The organism is Agromyces sp. PvR057 (assembly GCF_040547485.1).
Classification (GTDB): Bacteria; Actinomycetota; Actinomycetes; order Actinomycetales; family Microbacteriaceae; genus Agromyces.
The window spans coordinates 1-26,362 of the sequence record NZ_JBEPPT010000001.1 but is presented as its reverse complement, the minus strand read 5'-3'; the positions used below and the strand labels follow the sequence as shown (position 1 = coordinate 26,362).

General features: G+C 72.0%; 25 protein-coding genes. 13 read left to right on the top strand and 12 right to left on the bottom strand.

The features are described from left to right. Nucleotides 1–7 precede the first annotated feature (7 nt). From ABIC29_RS00125 to ABIC29_RS00115, 3 genes are read left to right on the top strand one after another with little or no spacing between them, the layout of a single operon-like run. On the top strand, nucleotides 8–1,297 hold the full coding sequence (locus ABIC29_RS00125) for an NYN domain-containing protein (RefSeq protein ID WP_354241633.1): 1,290 nt from the start codon (nucleotides 8–10) through the stop codon (nucleotides 1,295–1,297). Between the two features lie 57 nt (nucleotides 1,298–1,354). Then, nucleotides 1,355–2,095 carry a FadR/GntR family transcriptional regulator gene (locus ABIC29_RS00120; RefSeq protein WP_354241630.1) on the top strand — a complete coding sequence of 247 codons (741 nt, stop codon included), beginning with the start codon at nucleotides 1,355–1,357 and terminating at the stop codon, nucleotides 2,093–2,095. A 32-nt stretch (nucleotides 2,096–2,127) separates the two neighbouring features. Beyond that, the gene (locus tag ABIC29_RS00115) at nucleotides 2,128–3,534 is read left to right on the top strand and encodes an alpha-hydroxy acid oxidase (protein WP_354241627.1); all 1,407 of its coding nucleotides are present in this window, start codon (nucleotides 2,128–2,130) and stop codon (nucleotides 3,532–3,534) included. 75 nt (nucleotides 3,535–3,609) lie between these two features. On the opposite strand, the gene ABIC29_RS00110 is transcribed toward ABIC29_RS00115, so the two are convergent. The 5 genes from ABIC29_RS00110 to ABIC29_RS00090 all read right to left on the bottom strand — a co-directional run bounded on the left by ABIC29_RS00110 (nucleotide 3,610) and on the right by ABIC29_RS00090 (nucleotide 8,984). After that, a complete protein-coding gene (locus ABIC29_RS00110; RefSeq protein WP_354241624.1) occupies nucleotides 3,610–3,957 on the bottom strand; it encodes a hypothetical protein in 348 nt (115 codons plus the stop codon). Nucleotides 3,958–3,979: 22 nt separating this feature from the next. Beyond that, complete coding sequence (locus ABIC29_RS00105) at nucleotides 3,980–4,420, bottom strand: hypothetical protein (RefSeq protein ID WP_116080342.1); 441 nt, start codon at nucleotides 4,418–4,420, stop codon at nucleotides 3,980–3,982. A 132-nt stretch (nucleotides 4,421–4,552) separates the two neighbouring features. Further along, nucleotides 4,553–6,835, bottom strand: a complete 2,283-nt coding sequence (locus ABIC29_RS00100) for a glycoside hydrolase family 3 C-terminal domain-containing protein (RefSeq protein ID WP_354241621.1) — start codon at nucleotides 6,833–6,835, stop codon at nucleotides 4,553–4,555. Between the two features lie 50 nt (nucleotides 6,836–6,885). Further along, entirely contained in the window at nucleotides 6,886–7,674 is a 789-nt protein-coding gene (locus ABIC29_RS00095) for a phosphatase PAP2 family protein (RefSeq protein ID WP_116080340.1), read from the bottom strand. Continuing rightward, nucleotides 7,674–8,984, bottom strand: coding sequence for an MFS transporter (locus tag ABIC29_RS00090; RefSeq protein WP_354241618.1), 1,311 nt, complete (start codon nucleotides 8,982–8,984; stop codon nucleotides 7,674–7,676). Before ABIC29_RS00090 ends, ABIC29_RS00095 begins: the two co-directional genes overlap by 1 nt. 100 nt (nucleotides 8,985–9,084) lie before the next feature. Between ABIC29_RS00090 and ABIC29_RS00085 the strand changes: the two genes are divergently transcribed. From ABIC29_RS00085 to ABIC29_RS00060, 6 genes are all read left to right on the top strand, one after another. Beyond that, the gene (locus ABIC29_RS00085) at nucleotides 9,085–9,663 is read left to right on the top strand and encodes a TetR/AcrR family transcriptional regulator (RefSeq protein WP_199471207.1); all 579 of its coding nucleotides are present in this window, start codon (nucleotides 9,085–9,087) and stop codon (nucleotides 9,661–9,663) included. Between the two features lie 4 nt (nucleotides 9,664–9,667). Then, complete coding sequence (locus ABIC29_RS00080; protein WP_354241615.1) at nucleotides 9,668–10,882, top strand: ROK family protein; 1,215 nt, start codon at nucleotides 9,668–9,670, stop codon at nucleotides 10,880–10,882. Nucleotides 10,883–11,024: 142 nt separating this feature from the next. Then, a complete protein-coding gene (locus tag ABIC29_RS00075) occupies nucleotides 11,025–11,543 on the top strand; it encodes a DUF805 domain-containing protein (protein WP_116080337.1) in 519 nt (172 codons plus the stop codon). Nucleotides 11,544–11,699: 156 nt separating this feature from the next. Continuing rightward, the gene (locus tag ABIC29_RS00070; protein ID WP_354241611.1) at nucleotides 11,700–13,016 is read left to right on the top strand and encodes an MFS transporter; all 1,317 of its coding nucleotides are present in this window, start codon (nucleotides 11,700–11,702) and stop codon (nucleotides 13,014–13,016) included. Nucleotides 13,017–13,027: 11 nt separating this feature from the next. Continuing rightward, nucleotides 13,028–14,527, top strand: a complete 1,500-nt coding sequence (locus ABIC29_RS00065) for a carboxylesterase/lipase family protein (RefSeq protein WP_354241608.1) — start codon at nucleotides 13,028–13,030, stop codon at nucleotides 14,525–14,527. 80 nt (nucleotides 14,528–14,607) lie between these two features. Continuing rightward, the gene (locus ABIC29_RS00060; RefSeq protein WP_354241605.1) at nucleotides 14,608–15,843 is read left to right on the top strand and encodes an ROK family transcriptional regulator; all 1,236 of its coding nucleotides are present in this window, start codon (nucleotides 14,608–14,610) and stop codon (nucleotides 15,841–15,843) included. A gap of 39 nt (nucleotides 15,844–15,882) precedes the next feature. Here the strand turns inward: ABIC29_RS00060 and ABIC29_RS00055 are convergent, their stop codons facing one another. Continuing rightward, nucleotides 15,883–16,590 carry a cation diffusion facilitator family transporter gene (locus ABIC29_RS00055; protein WP_354241602.1) on the bottom strand — a complete coding sequence of 236 codons (708 nt, stop codon included), beginning with the start codon at nucleotides 16,588–16,590 and terminating at the stop codon, nucleotides 15,883–15,885. Further along, entirely contained in the window at nucleotides 16,587–16,925 is a 339-nt protein-coding gene (locus ABIC29_RS00050) for an ArsR/SmtB family transcription factor (protein ID WP_354241599.1), read from the bottom strand. The genes ABIC29_RS00055 and ABIC29_RS00050 overlap by 4 nt, the downstream gene beginning before the upstream one ends. Before the next feature lie 188 nt (nucleotides 16,926–17,113). On the opposite strand from ABIC29_RS00050, the gene ABIC29_RS00045 reads away from it, so the two are divergent. Then, nucleotides 17,114–17,953 carry an AraC family transcriptional regulator gene (locus tag ABIC29_RS00045; protein ID WP_354241596.1) on the top strand — a complete coding sequence of 280 codons (840 nt, stop codon included), beginning with the start codon at nucleotides 17,114–17,116 and terminating at the stop codon, nucleotides 17,951–17,953. A 43-nt stretch (nucleotides 17,954–17,996) separates the two neighbouring features. Here the strand turns inward: ABIC29_RS00045 and ABIC29_RS00040 are convergent, their stop codons facing one another. From ABIC29_RS00040 to ABIC29_RS00030, 3 genes are all read right to left on the bottom strand, one after another. Next, nucleotides 17,997–19,232, bottom strand: coding sequence for an MFS transporter (locus ABIC29_RS00040; RefSeq protein ID WP_354241593.1), 1,236 nt, complete (start codon nucleotides 19,230–19,232; stop codon nucleotides 17,997–17,999). 64 nt (nucleotides 19,233–19,296) lie between these two features. Then, entirely contained in the window at nucleotides 19,297–20,064 is a 768-nt protein-coding gene (locus tag ABIC29_RS00035; protein ID WP_116080330.1) for a polyprenol monophosphomannose synthase, read from the bottom strand. Nucleotides 20,065–20,125: 61 nt separating this feature from the next. Next, nucleotides 20,126–21,643, bottom strand: coding sequence for a peptide MFS transporter (locus tag ABIC29_RS00030; RefSeq protein WP_354241590.1), 1,518 nt, complete (start codon nucleotides 21,641–21,643; stop codon nucleotides 20,126–20,128). Between the two features lie 172 nt (nucleotides 21,644–21,815). Here ABIC29_RS00030 and ABIC29_RS00025 point away from each other — a divergent pair, with 172 nt between their 5' ends. The 3 genes from ABIC29_RS00025 (at nucleotide 21,816) to ABIC29_RS00015 (ending at nucleotide 24,941) form a co-directional block, all read left to right on the top strand. Continuing rightward, nucleotides 21,816–22,595, top strand: a complete 780-nt coding sequence (locus tag ABIC29_RS00025; protein WP_147309096.1) for a hypothetical protein — start codon at nucleotides 21,816–21,818, stop codon at nucleotides 22,593–22,595. Between the two features lie 115 nt (nucleotides 22,596–22,710). Continuing rightward, nucleotides 22,711–24,183: an APC family permease gene (locus ABIC29_RS00020; RefSeq protein WP_158551722.1), complete on the top strand. Its 1,473-nt coding sequence runs from the start codon at nucleotides 22,711–22,713 to the stop codon at nucleotides 24,181–24,183. Further along, on the top strand, nucleotides 24,180–24,941 hold the full coding sequence (locus tag ABIC29_RS00015; protein WP_354241586.1) for an IclR family transcriptional regulator: 762 nt from the start codon (nucleotides 24,180–24,182) through the stop codon (nucleotides 24,939–24,941). Before ABIC29_RS00020 ends, ABIC29_RS00015 begins: the two co-directional genes overlap by 4 nt. Before the next feature lie 87 nt (nucleotides 24,942–25,028). Here ABIC29_RS00015 and lepB read toward each other — a convergent pair whose 3' ends face one another. Continuing rightward, nucleotides 25,029–25,568 carry a signal peptidase I gene (gene lepB / locus ABIC29_RS00010; RefSeq protein ID WP_354241583.1) on the bottom strand — a complete coding sequence of 180 codons (540 nt, stop codon included), beginning with the start codon at nucleotides 25,566–25,568 and terminating at the stop codon, nucleotides 25,029–25,031. Continuing rightward, nucleotides 25,565–26,245, bottom strand: coding sequence for a DUF305 domain-containing protein (locus ABIC29_RS00005; protein ID WP_116080324.1), 681 nt, complete (start codon nucleotides 26,243–26,245; stop codon nucleotides 25,565–25,567). Before ABIC29_RS00005 ends, lepB begins: the two co-directional genes overlap by 4 nt. Nucleotides 26,246–26,362 lie beyond the last annotated feature (117 nt).

Below are 26,362 nucleotides of genomic sequence, written 5' to 3'. Positions count from 1 at the left end.
CCGTCCGATGCGGCCGAACGGGGGCTTTTCGTCTTCCCCGTGCAGCCCCGACCATGGGCGCATGAGAGACACTGCCATCCGACGGGCTGCGCTGTTCGTCGACTTCGACAACATCTTCCTCGGCCTGAAGCGCCTGGACAGCGCTGCGGCCGAGGCGTTCGCCACCGAACCCGACGTATGGCTCGACGCGATCGCCGGCGGCGACGGGAACGATCGCCGGTTCCTCATCCGCAACTGCTACCTGAACCCGGCCACCTTCTCGAAGTATCGCTCCTACTGGACCCGTGCCGGGTTCGGCGTTGTGGACTGCCCTTCGTTGACCCAGCAGGGCAAGAGCAGCGCCGACATCAACCTCGTCCTGGACGTGGTCGACGTGCTGGCCGGACCCACCCGCGTCGACGAGTTCTTCATCGCGTCAGCCGATGCCGACTTCACCTCGCTGGTGCGGAGACTCCGGGCCGAGGACCGCTGGACGAGTGTGATCGTTGCCGGCCCGGTGGCGAGCGCATACCGGGCCGTCGCCGACCAGGTGGTGCAGGCGGACGACCTCATCGAACTCATCACGTCGAGGTCGGCCGCGTCGGCGTCGAGCGCGACGGACGACCGTCTCGGATCGGCCGCCCGCGACGCGGTACTCGCACACCTGCGCGCCGCGGACGGTCCGATCCAACTCGCCACGCTGGCGCATCGGGCGCGCCTCGCCGATCCGACGCTCACCCGCGACTGGGGCGAGTACGGGTCCTTCCGCAGTTGGCTGGCGGTCTCGGGCGCGGCCATCGGCATCCACTCGGGTGAGGGAGGCTGGGCGTGGGATGCCGCGCGCTTCCGCGAGGAGGATCTGCCGTTCGCCCAAGACGCACGCCAACCCGAGCCGACGGGCGTGTCGACGGACGCTGTGGCGTCCATCGCCGTCCCGCTCACGCCGCTGCAACATCAGGTGACCCAGGTCACGGACATCCCGCGGCTGACGACTGATGCCTACCGGCGCGTGCTCACGGCATTGCACGCCGATCTCGCCGAGCATGCGCTCGTGCTCAACGACACCGCGAAGCGGGTACGGGACGCGTGCGCGAGCGCGGGAACGCCGGTCGGACGGGGTGCCGTCAGCTTCGTCATACGGGGCTTGCAGTACTCGGATCGCAGCGTGGGTCGCCGACCCGCTCTGAGCGAGGTCGCCGCCGGATGGACGAGGAACGTCGAATCGCTGTGCCGCGGCGCACGGATCGAACTCGATGACCGCGACCTCGCCGAGCTGCGGTCATGGGTGAGCGGGGGGCTCCTCGACCCTGTGGTCTGACCACACATGCTACTGTGGTCAGACCACATCGGCGCGGACGGGCGGCAGGAGGGCGACATGACGCACGACAGCGAGAGCCCACGCGCCTGGCGCGCCGTGCTCGAGCACGTCGAACGCCGCCTGCTCGACGGAGACCTGCTCCCCGGCGAACGACTTCCGGGCGAACGCGCCCTCGCAGCCGACCTCGGCGTCGGGCGTTCCAGCGTGCGCGAGGCGCTGCGCGTGCTCGAGGCCATGGGCCTCATCCGCACGGCATCGGGCTCCGGCCCCAACGCCGGGGCCATCATCGTCGCCACGCCGGGCGGCGCGATGAGCGCCCTCATGCGCCTGCAGGTCGCCGCCCACGGGTTCCCCGTCGCCGACATCGTGCGCACGCGGCTCATCCTCGAGACCTCGGTCGCGGGCGAGCTCGCCGACGCGGCATCCGGCACGGGCACCGCACCAGACCTCGACGCCGCCGAGCGCCTGCTCGACGCCATGGACTCCCCCGATCTCGAGCCCGCCGAGTTCCTCGCGCTCGACGCCGCGTTCCACCTGGCGCTGGCCGAGGCATCCGGCAACCAGGTCGTGACCGCGACGATGGCCGGCCTCCGCAGCGGCATCGAGGGCTACGCGCTCGACGGCCTCGCGCGCATCGACGACTGGCACGCGACGTCCGCCCGCCTGCGCAGCGAGCACCGGGGCGTCGTCGAGGCGATCAGGGCAGCGGATGCCGCGGCAGCCCGCTCCCGCATCCACGACCACATCTCGGGGTACTACGCCGAGACCTTCCCCGAAACCACTCCCGTCAACGCCTGACGGCCGCACCCACCAGAAAGCGAGAACCGAAGATGGTCCAGCGCCAGTTCCCGAATCCCAAGGAGCTCGCCCAGCTCATGCGGTTCAAGACGCCGACCCTCGACCCGACCGATCGTCGGCTCGAGAAGGCGCTCACGATCGCCGACCTGCGCACGATCGCGAAGCGGCGCACCCCCAAGGCGGCCTTCGACTACACCGAGGGTGCCGCCGAGGGCGAGCTGTCGCTGGCGCGTGCGCGCCAGGCATTCCAGGACGTCGAGTTCCACCCGTCGATCCTGCGCAGCGTGCCCGTGGTCGACACGACGCGCGAGGTGCTCGGCGGCACGAGCGCCCTGCCGTTCGGCATCGCCCCGACCGGCTTCACCAGGCTCATGCAGACCGAGGGCGAGATCGCCGGTGCGGGCGCGGCGGGCGCGGCCGGCATCCCCTTCACGCTCTCGACGCTCGGCACCACGTCGATCGAGGACGTGAAAGCCGCGAACCCGACCGGTCGCAACTGGTTCCAGCTCTACGTCATGCGCGAGCGCGAGATCTCCTACGAGCTGACCCGCCGCGCGGCCGCGGCCGGCTTCGACACGATCTTCTTCACGGTCGACACGCCCGTCGCCGGTGCGCGCCTGCGCGACAAGCGCAACGGCTTCTCGATTCCGCCGCAGCTGACCCCCGGCACGATCATCAACGCGATCCCGCGGCCCGCCTGGTGGATCAACTTCCTCACCACGCCGCCGCTCGAGTTCGCCTCGCTGTCGACGACCGGCGGCACCGTGGGCGAACTGCTCGACTCGGCCATGGACCCGACCATCTCGTTCGACGACCTCGACATCATCCGCTCGATGTGGCCGGGCAAGATCGTCGTCAAGGGCGTGCAGACCGTCGAGGACGCGCGCCTGCTCGCCGACCGCGGCGTCGACGGCGTCGTGCTCTCGAACCACGGCGGGCGCCAGCTCGACCGCGCCCCGATCCCGTTCCACCTGCTGCCGCACGTCGTGCGCGAGATCGGCTCCGACATGGAGGTGCACGTCGACACCGGCATCATGAACGGCGCCGACATCGTGGCATCCGTCGCGCTCGGTGCACGCTTCACGCTCATCGGCCGCGCCTACCTCTACGGCCTGATGGCCGGCGGTCGCCGCGGCGTCGACAAGACCATCTCGATCCTGAAGGGCGAGGTCGAGCGCACCATGAAGCTGCTCGAGGTCGCCACGCTCGACGAGCTCGGCCCCCAGCACGTCACACAGCTCACGCGCATGGTGCCGATCGCCAAGCCGCTGGCGGATGCCGCTGCGCAGGCCGTCGCGACCGCCAAGCCGAAGACGACGCGCAGCCCGCGCACGCCTGCGGCGGCGAAGCCGTCGACGACGGCCGCGTCGTCGACGCCCTCGGCCACGAAGGCCGCTCCCGCCAGGCCCGCCGCGAAGAAGCCGAGCGTCAAGAACTGATCGCCGGCACGTGAACGCACGCCGCCGCGTCACGACCGAGGCGGCGGCGTGCGACTCACCCGGTTCGGAGGCGCGTCACTCCGCGTCGATCAGCTCGAGCAGCTTCTTCGACGCGTCGCGGATGTCGTCGTGGTCGTACTGGCCGGCGCGGCCCTCGAGCGAGATCACCGCGCACCGGTGCACCTTGCGGAAATCGCCGTAGGGGAACGAGTACGCCTCCTTGGTCTCGGGGTTCGCGTCGTCGTCGAAGCCGAGGTGCCAGTGGCGGTACTCCGTCCAGCCGTGCTCCTCGATGAAGGCGTTCTCCTCGTCGGCGCTCGGTGCGTGCTCGCTCCAGTCGTCGCGTTCGTCGCGCTTCACGGCGCCGTCGCGCACGAGCGAGCGGGCGTGCCGCAGGGCCGTCTCATTGAGCCTGATCGCCATCGGTGTTCCTCCTGCGCCTGCGTCACTCCGCCGCCGTGGCGTGCTTCTCCCAAGCCTTCGTCGCCGCATCCGACCACTTGCCGATCTTCTTGGCCGCATCGCGGCGCTGCTTGGTCGCCAGCACGAGTGCGGCCTGGTTGCGCTTCGCGGCGGCATCCGCCCGTTTGCGCACGTCGGCATCGCCGGATGCCTCGGCTCGCGTCGAGGCCCCGACCAGGCGCCTGGTGGCCCGATGCGCGAGCCGCACCGCTTCGTGGGGACGGCTCTTGCGCACCTCGCGTGCGAGCCGCACGTCGGCCTGCGCGTCGGCGGTGAGCGCCGCGAACCGTTCCGCGCCCGCCCTGGTGAGGCTCGCGCCGACCTTGCGCGCGTGCTTCGCCGCGCGGCGCGCCTCGCGCACGGCCCGTCTCGCCTCGTGTCGAGCTCGCGCACGGTTCTTCTCGGCCGTCGTCTTCCGCGACATCCGGTACCCCCTCCGTCTGCTCGGCCCAGTCTCGCACTCGACCGTCGCCTCGCAACAGGGGGTTGCACGACGGCGCCCCGCCTCCCGGGCGGGAGACGGGGCGCCGGTCGTGTGCGGCGAGCGCGCTGAGCGCTACGCGCCCTGCCCGTTCGACACGGCGATGAGCTGCTCGACCTGCTCGGCGCCGACCGGCATGCCCGGGAACGACGCGAGTCGGCCGATCGGGAACGACGCCATCATCTTGAACATCGACGGGTCGGCGAGGAGCGCCCCGCCGACATCGGGTCCGTCGCCCTGATTGCCGGCGCTGAACGCCTGCATGATGATCGGGCCCGCGACGGGGTGGGCGATGAGCTCGCCGATCGACGAGTTCATCGAGAGGGGCGCACTCACGGCGTCGCCCTCGACGGCGACCGACGCGACCGAGCGGATGTCGCGGCTCGACGCCCCGACCTCGACGGTGTACTCGCCGCCCTCGACGACCCACCGGTCGACGCGGGTGTCCCAGTACGCCAGGTCCTCGCGGCGCACGTGCACCGCGACCTCGCGGGACTCGCCCGCGGCGAGCGCGACCTTCGCGAACGCCTTGAGCTCGCGCGGTGCGCGCACGACGACCGAGCCGGCGAGCGAGGTGTAGACCTGCACGATCTCGGCGCCGTCGCGGTCGCCGGTGTTCGTCACCGTGACGCGCACGGTGAGGCCCGACGCATCCGACGAGACCGAGGCATCGGCATACGAGAAGCTCGTGTACGAGAGGCCGTGGCCGAACGGGTAGCTGACCTCGAGCGCGCGGGCGTCGTACCAGCGGTAGCCGACGAAGAGACCCTCGCCGTAGCGCACGTGGCCGAACTCGCCCGGGAAGTCGAGGTACGCGGGGCTGTCGGCCAGGCGCACGGGCACGGTCTCGGTGAGGCGGGCCGAGGGGTTCACGATGCCGTAGAGCACGTCGGCCACCGCACCGCCGCCGGCCTGGCCGAGCAGCCAGCCCTCGACGATCGCGGGCACGCGGTCGGCGAAGCCCGACAGGCGCACGACGCCGCCGTTGGAGAGCACGACGACGACGTTCGCATTGGCGGCGAGCACCGCGTCGAGCAGCTCGGTCTGCCCGGCGGGCAGCTCGAGATCGTCGCGGTCGAAGCCCTCGGACTCCTGCTCGGCGGGCACGCCGAGGAAGAGCAGCACCGTCGAGGCTGCGGATGCCACGGCCACGGCCTCGGCCGTGAGCTCGGCGGACGTCGTCGCGTCGGCGGCGTACCCGGCGGCGAACGGCACCTCGGCGTCCGCGAGCGTCCGGATCTCGTCGAGCGCGTTGTCGAGCTTCGTCGGGTTGATCTGCGAGGAGCCGGCGCCCTGGTAGCGCGGAGTGCGGGCGAGCTCGCCGATCACGGCGACGGAGGCGTCGGACGAGACCGGCAGCACGCCGCCCTCGTTCTTCAGCAGCACGATCGACGCGGCGGCGACCTCGCGGGCGAGCGCGTGGTGGGCGTCGACGTCGTAGGCGGCATCCGCCTTGGCGTTGCGCACGACCTTCTGCACGAGCTCGACGTTGCGGCGGGCGCCGAGGTCGAGCACGGACTCGTCGAGCGAGCCTCCCTGCACGGCCGCGACGAGCTGGGCGTCGGTGCGGCCGCCGCTGGCGGGCATCTCGAGGTCCATGCCGGCGACGAGCCCGGTGACGCGGTCGTTGACCGCGCCCCAATCCGAGACGACGAGGCCCTCGAAGCCCCACTCGTCGCGGAGCACCTTCGTGAGCAGCCACGGGTCCTCCGACGTGTAGACGCCGTTGAGCCGGTTGTAGGAGCACATGACGGTCCAGGGCTGGGCGTCCTCGACGACGCGCTGGAAGCCGCGCAGGTAGATCTCGCGCAGCGGGCGCTCGTCGATGTCGGCCGAGACGCGCATGCGGTCGGCCTCCTGGTTGTTGGCCGCGAAGTGCTTCAGCGAGGCGCCGACGCCCTGCGACTGCAGGCCGCGCACGAGCGCCGAGCCGAGCACGCCCGAGACGATGGGGTCCTCGGAGAGGTACTCGAAGTTGCGGCCGCAGAGCGGCGAGCGCTTGATGTTGATGCCGGGGCCGAGCAGCACGCCGACGCCTTCGGCCTGCGCCTCCTCGCCGAGGGCCGTGCCGACCCGTTCGAGCAGCTCGGCGTCGAACGAGGACCCGAGCGCGACGGCCGGCGGGAAGCAGGTGGCCGGCACGCTGTCGCCGATGCCGAGGTGGTCGCTGTCGGCGCGCTGCAGGCGAACGCCGTGCGGGCCGTCGGTCATGAGGATCGACGGGAGCCCGACCCGGTCGACAGCTTTGGTGGTCCAGAAGTCGGCGCCGCTCGTGAGCGAGGCCTTCTCCTCGAGGGTGAGGCCGGCGACGACCTCCGCGGCGGATGCCTCGACGGCGGTGTTGATGGTGTCGGTCATGGTGCTCCTTCACGTGCCGGCGGTGGGCGCCGGCCTCTCTGGGTTGAGGCTTACGAGGCGGGCAGCGCCGATGGCGCACCCGTGGTCGGGGTCGCGCGTCGGAACAACGGCTTGCCGTAGTCCTTCGCGATGAGGGTCGAGAACGCCCACCACAGGATGAGCGTGGCGCTGGCGCCTCCGATGACGCCGAACACGGCGTCCGAGAACCAGTGGGCGTTGATGAGCGTGCGCTGCCAGATCATGCCGATGCCGATGATGGCGGCGACGATCCACCAGACGCGGCGCTTGGCGGGCGGCAGTACGGCGGCGACCGCGATGATCAGGATGCCGGCGCTCACCGCGTGACCCGAGGGGAACGATCCGTGGTCGACGCGGAAGAGCGGGCCGAACAGGTTGTTCACGAGGTCGTCGGCCGGACGCGGGCGGTCGACGAGGTTCTTCGTGACCTGCGACACGACCATGTTGCCGACGAGCTCGGCCGTGAGCCAGAACAGCGCCGAGCGCCAGCGGCGGATGATGAACAGCCAGATCGGGATCAGCAGGATCGTCAGCGCGAAGCCGGGCAGTTCGCCGAGGTACTGGAAGAACATCGGCACGATCCAGCTGACGTTCTCGACCGCGCTCGCACCGACCAGGCGGCGCCAGGCGTCGTCGAGGGGCTGCGTCAACGGGGCGGCGACGTTCTGGAACACCGTGATGCCGAACACGACGAAGAGGGCCAGGCCGATGAGGCCGATCACGAGCAGCGCGCGGGGGCGCTTCGAGGCGGCCAGGGGCGTCGGGCCCGGCTGCGCGGACGTGGCGGTGACGCCGGGAGCGCCGGCTGCGGCATCCGTCATCACTTCACCGCCTTGATCGGCCAGACGGCGAAGGCGCCGAGGACCGAGAGCACGATCGCGACCGGGAACAGGCCCGTGTAGCCGAACGTCAGCACGATCGCGCCGGCGACGCCGGGGGCGAGGGTCTGCGGCAGGGTGGCGGCGATGTTGACGACGCCGAGGTCCTTCGCGAACGACTTCGCCGACGGCAGCACCTCGCTCATGAGCGCGGTGTCGACGGCCTGGAACATGCCGAAGCCGAGGCCCGCGATGAACGTCATGATCATCCATGCGGTGAGATCGGGCCACACCCACGGCAGCAGGAAGGCCAGCCCGGTCACGGCGGACGAGGCGAAGACGAAGATCTTGCGGCGGCCGAGCTTGTCGGACAGCGGGCCGGAGACGATGGTCGCGACCAGGATGCCGGCGAGGCTGATGAGGCCGAGGAGTGGGATGACGTCCTGCGGCCGCTCGACGCCGAAGTAGTCGGTGAGGAGGTACAGCTGGTATCCGGTGACGGCGAAGTAGCCGGTGTAGAGCAGGAGACGGCCGGTGAACGCCCAGAAGAAGTCGGGGTGCTTGATCGGGCTGACCCAGAAGGTGCGCAGGAAGTCGGCGAACCTGAAGGGCTCTGGCTCGAGCTCCTTCGAGGAGTGGTCGGGGTTGAAGACGATGAACAGTGTGAGCATGACGAGCGAGAACACGGCGAACGTCACGTACCCGGCGGCGATGCTGCCGTAGAAGATCGAGCCGATGATCTGCCCGCCGAGCGCGCCGACCATGAGGCCGATGCCCGAGAGCGTGGCGAACGTGCCGCGGCGCTTGACCGGCACGCGATCGGGCATGACGGCGCTGAGGGGGCCCTGCGCGAAGTTGTACGTGATCTGCACGAGCGTCCAGGCGATCACCACGCCGACGAGGCTGTTCGCGAACGCGAGGCCGACGAGGGAGAGGCCTCCGGCGAGCGCTCCGAGGAAGATCCACGGTGCGCGACGCCCGAACCGCGAGCGCGTGCGGTCGGAGATCTGACCGGCGATCGGCTGCGCGAGCATCGAGAAGAACGCGCCGATCGTCATCACGATGGCGAGGTTGGCGACCTTGTCGGCCTCGCCGAACTGCGCGGTGATCTGGGCGGGGAGGAGGATGCCGGGCACGGCTCCCCAGATGAGGAAGATGCCGAGGTTGGCGGGGATGATCCAGCCGAGGAGCCGGCGGACGCCCTTGATCGGGGCGGGCGGGTCCTCGTTGCCCGCGGCCTCGTCGATGAAGGCGAGGGGCTCTTCGGGTTCGTCTGGGCGATGATCTGCTGCGGGGGTCGACGCCATCGTCATGTGCTGTGGGGTCCTTTCGGAGCCTCGCCGTCGAGGCTGATCGCAAAACCATACATCGCTCGGTTTTGGTTTGCAACATCGAGTCCGTAGCATTCCCCTTATGGCACCAAGGGGTTCGTATGCGAAGGGCATCGCCAAGCGCGAGGAGATCCTCACGACCGCGCTCGAGGTGATCGCCCGCAACGGGTATCGCCGCACGAGCGTGAAGGAGCTCGCCGACGCCGTGGGCCTCAGCCAGGCCGGACTGCTGCACTACTTCAGCTCGAAGGAGGAGCTCTTCCAGGAGGTGCTCCGCAAGCGCGACGAGGTCGACACCGCGACGTTCCTGCTCGAACGCGACCGACCGATCGAGTCGTTCTTCGACGTGGTGCGCCACAACACCGACGTGCCGGGACTGGTGCAGCTCTACGCCCAGCTCTCGACCGCGGCCGGCGACCCCGACCACCCCGCACGCGAGTTCTTCATCGAGCGCTACGAGCAGTTCCGAGCGCTGTTCGGCTCGATGCTCCGCGAGGAGCAGGAGGCCGGCAGGCTCGATGCCGGGCTCGACGTCGAGCGCACCGCCAACCTCTTCCTCGCGGCCGCCGACGGCCTGCAGACGCAGTGGATGCTCGATCCGTCCATCGACATGGCCGAGCACATCTCGTACCTCTGGCAGCTCGTCGCACGCAAGGACTAGGCGGATGCCGCGCGCACCGCGTTCGCTCGTCTCGGGAGACGTGCGCCGGCACAACCTGACCCTCGTGCTCGACCACCTCGTGAGCGCGGGGCCCAGCGCGCGCAGCGAGATCGCGGCGGCGACGGGACTCACGCGCGGTGCGGTGACGGCGCTCGCGGCCGCCCTCGCCGAGGCGGGCGTGGTCCGCGAGGCCGAGCCGACCCTGACCGGCAGGGGCCGTCCGATCACCCGTCTCGAGCTCGCCGCCGACGAGGTCGCGATCCTCGTCGCCCAGGTCGATGCGGATGCCGCGACCGCTCTGCTGACGAATCTCGCCGGCGAGGAGCTGCACCGGGTCGAGCGACGGCACGGACGCCCGATGGGCGACCCCGACGCGGTGCTCGATGTGCTCGCGAACGTGTCCCGCGACGCGCTCGGCACCGCCGCACGGCTCGGGCGGCGCATCGTCGAGCTCACGATGGTGGTCTTCGCCCCGGTCGGCGGGGAGCCGCCGGTCGTGCTCGCCGACACGGACCTCGGGTGGGCCGTCGTCGACCTGCTGGGCGGGCTGCGCTCGCGCGTGCCCGGCCTGCCCGAGATCGCGACCCTCGTCTCCGACGGCTGGCTCGCCGCCCAGGCGGAGCGGTCGCTCCTCGACGGCGTCGACGACCTCCTCTACCTCAAGTCCAACTCGGGCATCGGCGGCGCGATCATCTCCGGCGGCCGCACGATCGAGGGCGCGCACGGGGTCGGGGCGTCGCTCGGCCATCTCGCGCTCATCCCCGACGGCGCTCCCTGCGAGTGCGGGCAGAGCGGATGCCTCGTCACGATCGCCGGGCCCGACGCGCTGCTCGAGCGCGCCGGCCTCACCGGGCTCGTGGCCGACCGGGGCCTCGCCGCCGCGCTCGACGAGCTCTCCCGTCGCATCGACGCCGGCGATCCGGCCGCGAGCGCCGCGTGGGAGGCCGCGCTGCCGTGGATCGCCAGGGCGCTGCAGGTGATGTCGCTCGCGACCGATCCCTCGGCCATCGTCATCGGCGGGTTCTGGGCGGCGCACGCGGCGTCGATCGAGCGGGCGTTCCGCGCCAACCGGCCCACCGTGGCCGAGGCGTTCGGCCGGCCGGCATCCGAGATCCCGACCGTGACGGCAGGCCGGCTCGGCGCCGACGCCGCGCTCCTCGGTGCCGCCTGGGCCGCCCGCGACCGCCTGCTCGCCGACCCGGCACGGCTCGGCGTCTGAGCTGCGGCGTGCGTGCCGTGCTCGGGCGCCAGTGCGTCCGGAACGCGCGGACGCCCCCGCCGTGGCATATTGGGGTGCCGACTCGGCGCACTGCGCCCCGCGCCCGGCTGTCCGGCCTCGCGGCCCCACCACCAGGAGATGCATGACCACGCTCGCACCGCCCCGGCCCCAGGCTGCGGCATCCGCCCCCCTCGACCTCCCGCTGTACGGTGCGACCTTCGGGCAGTCCGTCTCGAGGTTCTTCCGAAGCTACGCGCGGTTCTCCGGCCGTGCCAGCAGGTCGGAGTTCTGGTGGGCGACCCTGTTCCAGTCGATCCTCGGCTTCGTCCTGGGGATCCTGCTCGGCATCGCGCTCATGTTCGGCCTCATGGCCGTGTTCGCGGCCGCCGTGCAGGGGAATTCCGAGGACCTCGGCGCGTTCGGGGTTCCGACGTGGACCTGGAACCTGACGCTCGCCATCGGCGGGCCGATCCTCATCGCCGTCGTGCTCTCGCTCCCCCTGCTCCTGCCGTCGATCGCGGTCACCGTGCGACGCCTGCACGACACGAACCGGTCCGGATGGTGGTACCTGCTCTCGCTGATCCCGGTGGGCAGCTGGGTGGTGCTGGCGTTGACGATCCTCGAGTCCGACCCCGAGGGCGCACGCTTCGACGCGAGGTGAGCCCGGAGCTCCGAGACGGTCCCGGCTCGTCGTCGATTTAGTTCAACGGTTGAATTTCTCCGCGAAACGGCGCATACTCATCGCCGAGCGTCATTCGGTTTTCGCCGGGGCGCCAGCACCCTGCCCCCAGGTCGTTCTCAACGAAGAGGAGCCCCCATGTCGATCCAACCCGCCGCCTCCGGCGACCCCGCCGCGCTCATCGCGCCCACCGGCGCCATCTCGTCGGACGCGCCCGTCGCCGGCGAGCCGCCGCAGAGCCCCCCGCCGACCCGGGCGCTGCTGCCCGGCATCCTCGTCACCGCCCTCACCCTGTTCGCGACGTACGGCGGCCTCATCGCGATCCTGCTGCCCACCCAGATCGCCCTCCTCGACGAGGAGAACAAGGTCGCGAACCTCGCGATCGTCACGACGGTCTCGTTCGTCTTCACGCTCTTCGCGCAGCCGATCGTCGGGGCGTTCAGCGACCGCACCCGCTCGCGCTTCGGCCGCCGCACCCCGTGGATGGTCGGCGGCGCGCTCATCGGCGGCATCTTCCTGCTCGGGCTCGGCTCGCTGACCTCGCTGCTCTGGATCACGGTGTTCTGGGTGATCATCCAGGTCGCCCTGAACGGGCTCCAGGGCCCGCTGACCGCGCTCACCCCCGACCGCTTCCCGCGCGAGAAGCGCGGCGTCGCGAGCGCGATGTTCGGCATCGGCACCCAGGTCGGCATGACCCTCGGCATCATGGTCGCGAGCATCTTCGCCGCGAACATCGGCATCGGCTACTCGGCCTTCGGCATCGCCGTGATCGTGGTCACCCTGCTGTTCGTGATCGTCAACCGCGACTGGTCTTCGAAGGAGGCCGTCGTCCCGGCCTGGAGCTGGAGGCAGTTCTTCGCCGGGTTCTGGATCGACCCCCGCAAGAACCCCGACTTCGCCTGGGCGTTCGCCGCTCGCTTCCTGCTCGTGCTCGGGTACTTCGTCGTCACGGCGTTCCAGCTGTACATCCTCACCGACTACATCCGGATCCCGGTCGCCGAGGCCCCCGGCGCCGTGCTCACGCTCACGCTCGCCGCGTTCGTGCCGACCCTCATCGCGATCGGGCTCTCGGGCTGGTGGAGTGATCGCATCGGCAAGCGCAAGGTCTTCATCTACGCGGCATCCGCCATCATGGTGCTCGGCCTGCTCGCGCCCGTGATCATGCCGAACATGACCGGCATGATCGTGATGAGCATCATCAACGGCGTCGGCTTCGGCGTCTACATGTCGGTCGACGCGGCCCTCATGACCGAGGTGCTGCCCGGCGGCGGCGCCGGCGCCGGCAAGGACCTCGGCATCCTGAACATCGCCACGAACATCCCGCAGGCGCTGAGCCCGGCGATCGCGGGCGTGATCATCGGCGTCTTCGGCGGATACCCCATGCTGTTCGTCTTCGGCATCGTCGCCGTGGTCGCCGCCGCGCTCGTCCTCATCCCCATCAAGAGCGTCCGATAGGAGCACCACCCATGACCCAGACCAGCACCGGCACCTTCGTGGAGGTCGACACCGCGGCGGGCCGCGTCCGCGGCGCCTGGCGCGGCGAACCCGGCACGCCAGAGGCCTCCGCCGCCTTCCTCGGCATTCCCTTCGCCGAGGCGCCGATCGGCGAGCTCCGGTTCGCCGCACCAGTGCCGAAGGCGCCGTGGGAGGGCGTGCGCGATGCCCTCGAGTTCGGCGCGACCGCGCAGCGCGGCGACCCCGGCGTGACCCTCATCCCCGAGCCGAGCGTGCCAGGCGAGTCGACGCTCAACGTCAACGTGTTCACGCCGAACCCCGTCGCGGCCGAGCCCGGTGCGGGTGCCGGCCTGCCGGTGCTGGTCTGGATCCACGGCGGCGGCTTCTTCGCCGGATCGCCCGCGAGCCTCTGGTACGACGGCCGGCGGTTCAACCGCGACGAGGTCGTGACGGTGACGATCTCGTACCGCCTCGGCTTCGACGGCTTCGGCTGGATCTCGGATGCGCCGTCGAACCGCGGCGTGCGCGACTGGCTGCTCGCCCTCGAGTGGGTGCAGCGGAACATCGCGGCCTTCGGCGGCGACCCGTCGCGCGTGACCATCGCTGGCCAGTCCGCTGGCGGCGGTGCCGTGCTGACCCTGCTCGGCATGGAGGCGGCCCAGCACCTCTTCCACGGCGTCTACGCGATCTCGGGGGCGCTCGCCGACGTCACGCCCGAGCGGGCCGAGGCGTTCGGCCGCGAGCTGGCCGCCGCCGCGGGCGTCGAGCCCACCCGCGCCGGCTTCTCGAGCCTGAGCGAGGAGCGCATCCTCGAGCTGCAGAAGAAGGCGACCGAACTCGGGCCCGACGCCCTCGAGAGCATGATCGACAACGGCCTCGCCCTCGGGCCGAGCATCGACGGCGAGCTCCTCGTCCGCTCGACGCGGGAGTCGCTCGCCGCCGGCGTCGGCGCCGGGAAGCCGCTCGTCATCGGCGCGACCGACGACGAGTTCACGATGGCCTTCGCCGAGGTCGAGAAGAAGCTGCGGTGGATCCCGAAGTCCCTGATGCTCAAGAAGCTCGGCATGCGGAAGCCGCAGCTGAAGCCCTACCTCGCGGCGAACGCCGACGTCGCCCGCAAGGGCACCGCGCGCATCGCGGGCCGATTCCTCACCGACCGGATGTTCCGCACCGCACTGGTCGGCATCGTCGCCCTCCGCGGCGACGCCCCCACCTGGGTGTACCGCTTCTCGTGGCCGTCGGGCACCTTCGGCTTCGCGGAGCACTGCCTCGACGTGCCGTTCTTCTTCGACTGCCTCGACTCGATCGCGATCGAGCCGCTCGCGGGGACCAATCCCCCGCAGGGCCTCGCCGACGAGGTGCACGGTGCGGCGGTGGCCTTCATCACGACGGGCGAGCCCGGCTGGCCGCGGTACACGGATGCCGCGCGCGCGACGCGCGTGTTCGACACCCCGTCGAGCGTGGTCGCCGACGGCTACGCCTCGGTGCGGTCGCTGCTGCCGGCGACCTGACCCGGACTCCGCGGCGTCTCCCGGCGCGACCCCCGAATGGGGTACGTGACCGGGAGACCCCGCGGGTTCATGCTTGCGTCATGACACCCGGCGATACGACCGTCCCGACCATCACCGGCCCGCTCGACCTCCATCGCGAACAATCCGCCCGCGTCGTCGAGCATCTCGTGCTCCACGGGTCGGCGACGCGAAGCGAGCTCGTGAACGCGACGGGCCTCGGTCGCGGCACGATCGCGGGGCTCACGGCCCGCCTGCTCGATGCGGGCGTGATCCGCGAATCCGGCGACGCTCACGGCGACGGCCGGTCGACGCCGCTCTCGCTCGCCGGCGGCGACCGCGTGCTCGTGACCGCCCGACTGACCCTCGACGACGCCCTCGCGACCATCTCCACGCTCGCCGGCGACGAGGACGCGCGGTTCACCGAGCGCCTCCCGCCCGCCGACCCCCAGCGGCCGCAGAGCCTCGTCGCCCCGCTCGCCCTGGTGCTCTCGCGCGCGATCGCCCGCGCGCACCGGTCGGGCCACCGCATCGCCGACATCACCCTGCTCATCGACGGCGCCGTCGTCGGTGCGCCGGCCGTCGTGATCACCGACGCGCGCTTCGGCGCCGAGCCGATCGACCTGCTCGGCGAGCTGCGGGCCATGATCCCGACCCTCGCCGAGGTCGAGCGATCGTTGCCGCTGCCCATCCGCCTCACGTCCACGGCGACCGCGGCGGCATCCGTCGAGCTCGAGGCCCTGCCCGGCATCGGCGACGTGCTCTACCTCGACGGCGACACGGCGGTCTCGGCCGCGGCCGTCTCGGCCGGCCGGCCGCTCACCGGGGCGCACGGCCTCGGCGCGACGTTCGGCCACCTGCCGATCGTGCCCGGCGGGCTGCGCTGCCGCTGCGGCCAGCTGGGCTGCCTCGCGACGGTCGCGGCGCCCGAGGTCGTGCTCGAACGCGCCGGCCTCGCCGGCTATGCCGCGACCGATGGTCGAGCGGCAGCCCTCGAGGAGCTCGTGCTGCGCATCGGCGAGGCCGAGGACCGCGCCCGCTGGGCCTGGCTCGACGCCGCCCACTGGATCGGCCGCACGCTGCAGATCGTGGTGCCGACGATCGATCCGGCGGTCGTCGTGGTGGGCGGGTACTGGTCGGGCTTCATCACCGACATCCAGAGCGCGCTGAAGGGCAATCGCCCGACCGTCGGCAACGGCGCGATCAGCGCGATCCCCGTCTTCTCACGTGCGGTCGGCGGTGCGGATGCCGCGCTCGTCGGTGCTCGGCGGCAGGCGCGCGAGCGGCTCATCGCCGATCCGCTGCTGCTCGTCGGCTGACCCGGGCGAGCGGCGGCACAGGCCACCGCGAGCGGCCGCTCAGCGGGCGTGGCCGTCGTGGCGGTCACGCCCGTCGACGTGCTCGTCCTCGTCCTCGTCCTCGTCCTCGAGGAGCATGCCGACCGACGTGGCGCAGGTGTCGCCTCGCCACGCCTCGATCCCCTCGCGAACGGCGAAGCCCGCGATGACGAGCCCGGCGATCGCATCGGCCCACCACCAGCCGAACAGGCCGTTCAGCACGAGCCCGATGAGCACGGCGGCCGAGAGGTAGGTGCAGATGAGCGTCTGCTTCGAGTCGGCCACCGCCGTCGCCGAGCCGAGCTCGAGACCGGCCCGGCGCTCGGCGAGCGACAGGAACGGCATCACGATCACGCTCAGTGCGGTGATGACGATGCCGAGCGTGCTGCGCTCCACGTCCGCCTGGCCGTGCAGTGCGATCAGGGAGGTCGCGGTGACATAGGCGGCGAGCGCGAAGAAGGCGACGGCGATGACGCGCAGCGTGCCCTGCTCCCACCGCTCGGGGTCCCGTCGCGTGAACTGCCAGGCCACCGCGGCGGCGGAGAGCACCTCGATCGTGGAGTCGAGGCCGAACGCGATCAGGGCGGTGGAGGACGCGATGCTGCCGGCCGTGATCGCGACGACGGCCTCGACCAGGTTGTACGCGATCGTCGCCGAGACGATCCAGCGGATCCGCCGCTGCAGCGTCTGCTTCCGTTCCGCCGAGAGCGACGATGTGGCGTTCGTCATGCGCAGGTGCACTGCTCTCCGGCGCAGCAATCCGGCTCGACGAACAGCACGACCTGCAGCAGTTCGTCGAGCGCGGGGGCGAGGTGCGGATCGGCGAGGCGGTACCAGGTGCGGCGCCCGTCGGGCACCGCTTCGACGAGCCCGCATCCGCGAAGGCAGGCGAGCTGGTTCGACATGACCTGCCGGGAGACGCCGAGCGCATCGGCCAGGTCGGATGGATGTGCCGGAGCCTCGCGGAGCGCGAGGAGCACGCCGGCCCTGGTCGCGTCCGAGAGCGCATATCCGAGTCTGGCCAGGGCAGCGGTGTGCGTCACGGTGGCAGTTGCGGTCGGCATGCGCACGACTATACAGGGATCTCTGAATTAACGGAATGCTGTACTGTGCCTCCTGCCCGGCTTCCCGATCTCGGGCCGCAGCACGCGGATCGCGATGACGCCGCGCGACACCCGGGAATGATCGCGGCCCCGCGGCGATTGCACCTCACATGTGCAGGATCACGCCGTTGCCGCAGGTCCATGGCCTGGTGGATGACGCCGGCACGATCGAGCGGTTCCTCGAACACCTGCGGTGGTCGGTGCTCGAGGCGTCCGGACGCGATCTCGCCGTGGGCGAGGTGCGTCGCGAGACGCACGAGTCGACCAGGCTGCACGTGGTGCTCTCGGGCACGATCGAACTCGTGCGGAACGACGAGGCGGTCGTCCTCGACCGAGGCGACGTCGCGCTCCTGCCGCTCGGCGGTCCGACGCGGTTGACCGCCTCCGATGGGGCCCGCGTGCTCAGCGCGACCATCGCACTGGTCGACCCCATCCCGACGATGACGCGGGCGATGCCGCCGGTGCTGGCCGCCCGCGGGTTCGGTCGCAGCGAGCCGGGATTCTCGAGCCTGCTCGACACCATGCACCGCGAGGCATCCGACGCACGGCCCGGCTCCAGCATCGTGCTCGCCGGGCTGACGGACGTCGTCATCTCGGCGGCCGTGCGGTTCTGGCTCGAGCACGGCTGCGGCACGGCCCGCGCGTGGCTGGCCGCGGCTCGCGATCCGAACGTCGGCGACGCCCTCGCGGCGATCCACGAGAACCCCGGCTCGCCGTGGACGGTGGCGTCCCTCGCCCGCATCGCGCGTGCGTCCCGCTCGCAGTTCGCCGAGCAGTTCCGCGACGCGGTCGGCGACACCCCGGCGCGGTACGTCACCCGCATCCGCATGACGCAGGCCGAGCGGATGCTCCGCGACGGCGAGCCGGTGAGCGGCATCGCCTACCGCCTGGGCTACGACAGCGAAGACGGGTTCAGCCGCGCGTTCCGCCGCCACAGCGGTATCGCCCCGAGCCGGTGGCGACGGACCGCACTGCAGCCCGTCGCCTGACCGCGGGCGGCTGCGCGCCGCCCGCACCTGCAGACGTCGCCGCTCAGTGCCCCCGCGCCGACACGAGCACCATGCCGCCGATCACGGCGGCGATGCCGCCGCCGAGGAAGGCGACCTGCACGCCCACCGAGTCGACGAGCAGGCCTCCGACGGCGGCGCCGATCGTGATCGCCGTCTGGAAGGCGGCCACGATGAGTCCGCCCGCGCTCTCGAGGCGGTCGGGCGCGACGCGCGCCATCCAGGTCTGGATCATCGTCGGCACGGCCCCGAATCCGGCGCCCCACACGGCCACCACGACGACCGCGACGACCGGGTCCGCACCCCACAGCGCGTAGGCGACCATCGAGGCGCCGATGGCGGTCGGTGCCGCGACGAGCAGCACGCCGAGCCGGCGATCGGCCAACGGGCCGGCGACGAGGTTGCCGGCGAGCGACGCGACGCCGAAGGCCGCCAGCAGCAGTGCGAGCGTCGCCGGGGTCACCGCGCCGATCGACTCGAAGGCCGGGCGCAGGTAGGTGAACCCGGCGAAGTGCCCGCCGGAGATGAGCACGACCGAGAGCACCCCGAGCGCGACCACCGGGCGCGCGGCGGTGCGCACGAGGGTGCCGAAGCCCGGCGCGCCGGTCGGCGGCACCGACGGCAGGGTGACCATCTGCACCGTGAGGGCGATGACCCCGACGGCGGCGGCGCCGAGGAACACCGTGCGCCAGCCGACCAGTTCGCCGAGGACGGCGCCGGCGGGCACCGCGGCGATCGTCGCGAGCGAGAGGCCGGTGTTCACGATGGTCATCGCACGACCGAGCCGATCGGCCGGCACGAGCTGCGAGGTCACCGCGAGGGACATGGCCCAGAATCCCGAGATCGCGAGCCCCAGCAGCAGCCGCGACGCCAGCATGAGTCCGAACACCGGCGCGATCGCGACGAGCACGTTCGACACGACGGCGAGCGTCGTGAGGCCGACCATGACGGTGCGGCGGTCGACGCGCGGCAGCGCCGACACGACCAGCGGGCCGCCGATGATGCCGATGACGCTCGTGGCGGTCACGAGCTGGCCGGCGACGCCCTCGGTGATGCCGAGGTCCGCCGCGATGGGCGAGAGCAGGCTCGCCGGCAGGAACTCGCTCGCGACGAGCGTGAAGATGCCGAGGCCGAGCGACACGACCCCGGCCCACGCGGCACGGCGGGGGGCGACCGGGTCGTCCGCGGCGGCCGTGCCGGTGCCGGCCGACCCAGCGGGCGATGGGGAGATGACGGTGGTGCTCGCGGTGTTCGTCGACATGGCGCTCCTTCAGGTGGAACTCCACCCTTCCGAAGGGAGCGATCACCCGCCCGACCGTTCGTCGTCAGGACCCGACGAAACGTCCGGATGTCGCGGCGGAACGCCGGAACAGCCCGGCGATGCCCCATACGGTGACCTTGAGCATGGCCTCGACCACGATCATGGAGCTCATCTTCGACCGGCCGCGCACGCGCTCGACGAACGTGATCGGCACCTCGACCACCACGAGCCCGGCCTGGCGGGCGTGCCAGAGCATGTCCACCTGGAACCCGTAGCCCCGGGTGTGCACGTCGTCGAGGCGGATCGCCCGCAGCGCGGACGCCCGGAACACCCGGTACCCGGCGGTCGCGTCGCGCGTCGAGAGGCGCAGCATGCTGCGCGCGTAGGCGCTCCCCCACCGCGAGAGCAGCTCGCGCCGCCTCGGCCAGTTCTCGATGGTGCCGCCGGGGATCCACCGCGATCCGATCACGATGTCGACCGGCCTGCCCGCGGCATCCGTCGTCTCGAGCGCGGTGAGCAGCGAGGGCAGCTGCTCGGGCAGGTGCGAGCCGTCGGCGTCCATCTGCACGATCGGGTCGAAGCCGCGCTCGAGCGCCCAGCCGAACGCGTCGAGGTACGCGGCTCCGAGGCCGTCCTTCGACGTTCGGCTCAACAGGTGCACGGCGCCGTCTTCGGCCGCCAGCCCCTCGGCGATGTAGCCGGTGCCGTCGGGCGAGCTGTCGTCGACGACCAGCACGGATGCCTCGGGCACGACCGCCCTGACACGTGCGACGGTCTCGGCGATGTTCTCCCGTTCGTTGTACGTCGGAATCACGACGAGGGCGCGCGACATCCGTACTCCCCTCGTGCGTGCCCGCCAATCGTATCCGGCCGAGGAGCGTGCAGTCGCCGCGTCAGCTGACGCCCGCCATGAGCCGCAACACGGGCTTGCGGCCCAGCCACAGCGCGGCACCGAGCACGATCGCGATGGCGCCGAGCACGCCGAAGTACGTCGCCTCGTTCACGACCGTGTAGAAGCCCGCCAGCAGGCCGGCGATCGACGAGCCGAGCGCGACCGAGAGGAAGAACAGGGCCACCATCTGGGTGTGGAACACCCCTGGTGCGAGCTTCGTCGCGACCGACAGCCCGACCGGCGAGAGCAGCAGCTCCGCGACCGTGAACACGAGCAGGATGAGCACCATCCAGAGCAGCGGGGTCGAGTTCGCGCCGCCGCCGGCGAACGGCAGGAACAGCAGGAACGCGACGCCCATGAGCGCGGTGCCGACCGCGAACTTGATCGGCGTCGACGGCTGGCGGTCGCCGAGCTTCGTCCAGATCGCGGCGAACACGCCCGACAGCACGATGATGAAGACCGGGTTGATGGACTGCACCCACGGCACCGGCATCTCCCATCCGAAGATGCTGCGGTTCAGCTGCTCGTCGGCGTAGATCGTGAGCACCGTGAACTGCTGCTGGTACAGCGACCAGAACGCGACGCTCGCGATGAACAGCGGGATGAACGCGTACACGCGGCTGCGCTCGGTCGACGTGATGCGCTGGCTGCGCAGGATCACCACGAAGTACGAGACGGCGGCGACGATCGTGGCCCCGATGACCCACGACACGAGGTTGCCCGCGTTCACGAGCCCGGTGAGCACGAGCACCGCGATGAGCAGCACCGCCGCGATGGCGACGCCGATCACGAGGCCCCGCCGCGAGCGCGGCAGCGGGTTCGGCACGACGGATGCCACGGCCGGCAGCCCCTTGCGCCCGAACGCGTACTGGGTGAGGCCGAGCGCCATGCCGACCGCGGCGACGGCGAAGCCCCAGTGGAAGCCCCAAGTGTCCTGCACGAGGCCCGTGATGAGCGGTCCGAGGAACGCGCCGAGGTTGATGCCGAGGTAGAAGAGCGAGAAGCCCGCGTCGCGGCGCGGGTCGTGCTCGGAGTAGAGCGTGCCGACCACGCTCGTGGCGTTCGCCTTGAGGCCGCCAGAGCCGAACGCCACCAGCACGAGGCCCACGCCGACGCCGAGGAACCCGGGCAGCGCGGCGAGCGCGATGTGACCGCCCATGATGACGATGGCGCTGTAGAACAGCACCCGCTCGGAGCCGAGCAACCGGTCGGCGAGCCATGCGCCGAGGATCGTCGAGAGGTAGACGGCACCGCCGTACGCGCCGACGATGCCGGCCGCGGCCGCCTGGTCCATGCCGAGGCCGCCGTCGGCGACCGAGTAGTACAGGTACAGCAGCAGGATGCCCTGCATGCCGTAGAAGCTGAACCGCTCCCACATCTCCACCCCGAAGATGTGCACGAGTGGTCGCGGCTGCCCGAAGAAGCCGTGGTCTCCCCGGGTGTCGTGCTCGCTCGCGCCCTCACTCGCAGGCTCAGGCGGGCCGTACTCCCCCGGGGCAGGTTCGGTGACCTTGCCCATGCGGGTCAGCCTAGACCCGGGCGGTCGGATGTCGCGAGCAGCGCTTCGGGCGACGGCGCCGCGGCGAGACATCCACCCTTCGATGGTTGCCGCAGCCCGATCGGTGCGGGATCCTGAGGGAGACCCGATCTCGCGGTCGCCGCCCCTCCGACGACCGGTGCTGGAGGACGGCATGGCAGGCAACGAGCGGCACGACGCCGATCCGATTCGGGATGCCGCGGGCGACCGCGATGCCGAGGTCGCCCGCCTGCAGCGCGTCGCCTTCGGCTCGGGGGCGACCGACGCGGAGCGCGAGGCGGCCGTTCGCGAGCTCGCCGGGGTGGACTCCTCCGAGGGGTCGGCGCTGCTCGCCGTGCCGCGGTCGGCTGCGGCCACCCCGCCCCGCTCGACGGGCGATGTCACGCCTGGCGGCCGCGCACCGGCATCCGTCACCCCCGACCGACCGGAGTCGCGCCTGCGGTGGACGCTCGTCGCGGGTGCGCTCGCCCTCGCAGCGGGCGTCCTCGTGGGCTGGGGGCTCGGGTCCCGCGACGCCCTCGACCCCGTCTCGGGCGCGTCTCCGCCACCCTCCTCCTCGCCGCCCGCGACGGCCGTGGCGTACGCGGAGTACCTGGAGTCGCTGCCGCTCGTCTCCCAGGCCGGAGCGGCGGCGGTCTTCTCGCGCGAGTCGATCTCGGGCGACGCATTGTCGCGCTCATGGGTGCGCGACGGATTCCGCCAGCAGCGACTGCTCCTCACCCTGCCGGACGGCTCCGGCGTCTTCGCGGCGCTGCGCGACCGCGAGGCCTGCCTCATCATCGACTTCGTGCCGGAGGGCGGGCTGAGTCGCTGCACCGAGAACGGACGCTTCCCCGAGGGCGGCATCCGCGTGGCCGCCGAGCGCGAGGCCGCCCGGTTCGAGGTCGTGTGGTTGCCGGACGGCACGGTCACCGTCACGGCCGTCGCGCCCTGACCCCGGCGGGTGCCGGCACCCCAGGGTTCCCGCGTGAGGTCATACCCGCGTAACACGGCGATGACGGCGGCGAAATCGGTGGAGCATACGGTGCAGGGACCACGAGGAGGCACCGGTGAGCGCACTCAGCGACGCGATCGCGCGACGGACACCCGACGCGAGCCTCGGATCCGTGTCGCCGCTGCACGGCCTGCGCCGCGGATCGGTGACGACGCTCGACCTCGTCGCCCAGTCGGTGGCCGCGGTCGCGCCGGCCGGCGGCCTCCTCATCCTCACCGGCGGACTCATCGACCGAACGGGATCGTTCGCGTTCGTGACCCTGCTGCTGACCGCCGCGGCGGTGATCCTCGTCGCGCTCGCCATGTCGGTCTTCGCCCGGCGGATCTCCGCCGCCGGCGGCATCTACACGTTCGTGACGAGGGGCCTCGGTCCGGCCGCCGGCATGGTCGCCGGCGTCGCACTCCTGCTCGGCTACGCGGGCGTCTCGATCGACACCCTGCGCAGCGCCGTGCGCCGGCTCGACGCGGCGTTCGGCGGCACCTCGCGCTGGGCCGGCGAGGGACTCGCCTCGACGCTGCTCGTGATCGGCATCGGCGCGGCGATCACCACGGTCATCGCGCTCGGCGCCCGCACGTCGACGCGGGTCATGCTCGTCGTCGAGGCGGTCGTGGTCGCGGCCCTCATCGCCGTCTCGCTCACCGTGTTCGCGGCGACCGGCTGGAACGTCTCGGGCATCGTTCCCGACGTCGGGGCCGCCCCCTCCCTCTCGGCGTTCGCCGAGGGCATCGGATTCGCGCTCGTCTGCTTCGTCGGCTTCGAGAGCGGCGCCGCACTCGGCCCCGAGAGCCGGCGCCCCCTCGCCGCCGTGCCGCGAGCGCTGGTGTGGACCGTCGGCTCCGTCGCCGCGGTGTACCTGTTCGGCATGCTCGCCCAGATCTCCGCGGTCGCCGGAGGGCGGGAGGCCTCGCTGCTGACGGATGCCGACCTCGCCGCGAGCCCGTGGCTCGACCCCGTGATCCACGCGGTCGTCGCCGCATCGTGGATCGCCTGCACCCTCGCGTGCACGAACGCCCTCGTGCGCCTCGTGTTCACGATGGCCCGCGAGGGCGTGCTCCCGAAGGCCCTCGGACGCACGTCGACCAGGTTCGCGACGCCCCATGTGGCCGCCCTCGGCGTCGGCGCGGTGCTCGTGATCGGCACGCTCCTGCTCGTCTCGGCCGGCAGGGACTCCCTCTACCGCGACGTCGTGCACCTCGCCGAGAGCATGGCGTTCATCATCGCCTACCTCGCGGTCTGCGCGGCGGCGACCCCGTACCTGGTGCGCATCCGGGAGTTCAGCCTCCGCGAGGCGTGGCCGGCGCTGCTCGGCACGGTCGCCCTCGCCGGCGTCGCGGCCACCGAGATGCTCGCCGAGGCGGCCGACGACGCGACGGCGCTGTGCATCCTCGTCGCGCTCATCGCGGTCGCCACGATCGCGCACCTCCTGCGTGTGCGCTCCGGGCCGGGGCTCGCGCGTCGCGTCGGCGCCTACGACACGCCCGTGGCATCCGATGCGATCTCCTCCGGCGCACCGGCTCGGCGATCATGAGCGGCCCGTCGGGCGGCAGCGGCGTCGCCCTCGCGCTCGCGGTGCTCGAAGAGGTCGCGCGCGGCGGTCCGACACTCTCGGCCAACCGCATCGCGCAGTTGCTCGGCATGCCGCGCACGAGCGCGTACCGCCTCATCAACTCGCTCACGAGCGACGAGTACCTGCTGCGGCATCCGACCCTCGACGGCTTCGTGCTCGGCGTGCGCGTGGTCGAGCTGGCCCATCTCATCGCGCCCCGCAACGCCGACCCGATCCCCGAGATCCTCGCCGGGCTCCGGGAGCGCACCGGTGAGGCGATCCACTTCGTGCGGTACTCGGGCGGGCGGGTGATGGTCGTCGACGAGGATCCCGACCTGCCGCTGCTCTCGATCGACCGCACCCGGCGCCAGCTCGGGGCGACGGCGATCGGTCGGCTGCTCATCGCCGCGTTCCCGCCGCTGGAGGCCACGGCCGATCCGCGCGCGGCGAAGGTCGTCGCCGATTCGGCGCGCGCCTCGGGCATCTCGATCGAGGAGCGCCGGCGCATCGCCGCCGAGGTCGAACGGCTCGGGTACGCGCGCTGCATCGAGCCCGGGCCCGTCTCGCGCACCTGCATCGCGATTCCCGTGCACTCGCTCGAGGGCGAACTGGTCGCCGCCGTCGCGCTCTCGACGGGCGGCGTCGAGGTCGAGGCGGCGGAGCGTCACCTCGGGGCGCTGCTCGAGGCGGGCGCCGAGCTTGCGCGCCTCGCCGCTCCGGTGGGTTCCACGACGAGCTGACGCGCCGATCGGATGACGCGGGCGACCGCCTCGCGCCGGCCGCCGCGGATGGCGTCGGCGCCGAACGAGCGCCAGGGCGACCGCGGCTCAGCCGCCGAGCGGCACCACGAGGTGGACGATGCCGGACACCGAGTCCAGCGGCACGCTTCCGAGGTAGCGTGAGTCGATCGATGCCGAACGGGCGTCGCCGAGCACGAACACCGCGTCCTCGGGAACGACCTCGTCGAAGGCGAGCACGCTCGCGAGGCCGGCGGCGGGAACCCGGTACGCCTCGGGCAACGGCGCCCCGTCGACGGTGAGCTCACCGGTCAGGGTGCAGCAGGCGACCCGCTCTCCGGGGAGGCCGACCACGCGCTTCACGAAGGTGCCTGGCACCTCCTCCTGACCGAGCAGTCGCGCGACGCGAGGCCCCCAACCGCCGGGGTCGGAGAAGACCACCACGTCGCCCCGCTCCGGCGCCCCGTGGAGCCCGGCCGCGACCACGACGTCGCCGACCTCGATCATCGGCCGCATCGACGCGGAGTCCGCGCGGTACACGGCCCCGCCCAGCGCGCCGAGGCCGAGCGCGACCGCGGCGATCGCGGCCCCGCCGGCCCCGGCGAGCGCGACGACCCGGCGGCCGTTCACAGTTCGTCCCGCCTGAGCACCATCGCCGCGATCTCGCGCTGCTGCTCGGCGGCGATGTGCTTGGCGAGCGTGCGGATGTAGCTGTTCTCACCGTCGGCGATCGCGTCGTCGGCCATGGCGAGCGCGCCGCGGTGGTGCGCGATCATCAGGTCGAGGAAGCGGGCCTCGGCGGCAGCGCCCGACAGCGCATCGAACTCGGCGATCTGCTCGGGCGTCGCCATGCCCGCCATCGTGCCGCCACCGGCGTGGTTCATGACCCCGACCCCGTGCCAGGCGTCGAGCCACGCGTTCATGGCCACGATCTCCTTGGTCTGGTCGGCCTCGATGAACGCCGCGAGCGAGGAGGAGAACCCGTCGATGCCGGGCGTCGCGGCGAGCAGCTGCGAGAGTTCGACCGCCTGCTCGTGGTGCGGGATCATCATCATCGCGAACATCATGTCCGCGTCGTTCGGCAGCTCGTCGACCGCCGTGGCCGAGACGTCGGGCGCCTCCGCGGGTGCTCGGGCCTCGGATGCCGCGGCCCGGCCGGAGGCTTCCATGACCGTGCTGCCCGGCGCGCCGTCGATGCGCTCGGACGCCTGCGCGGCATCGGCCGCCGCGAGCCGCGGGCCGATCATGGCCGCACCGGCGACGAGGACGGCCGCGAGGGCGATGGTCGTCGCGATGGGTCGTCGCATCGGTGCTCCTGTCCTGTGGGGTGGAACGGTGGGGGGGGGGGGGGGGGGGGGGGGCGGCCCCCCCCCCCCCCCGCCGCCCCCCGCGCCGCCCCCCCCCCCCCCCCCCCCCCCGCCCCC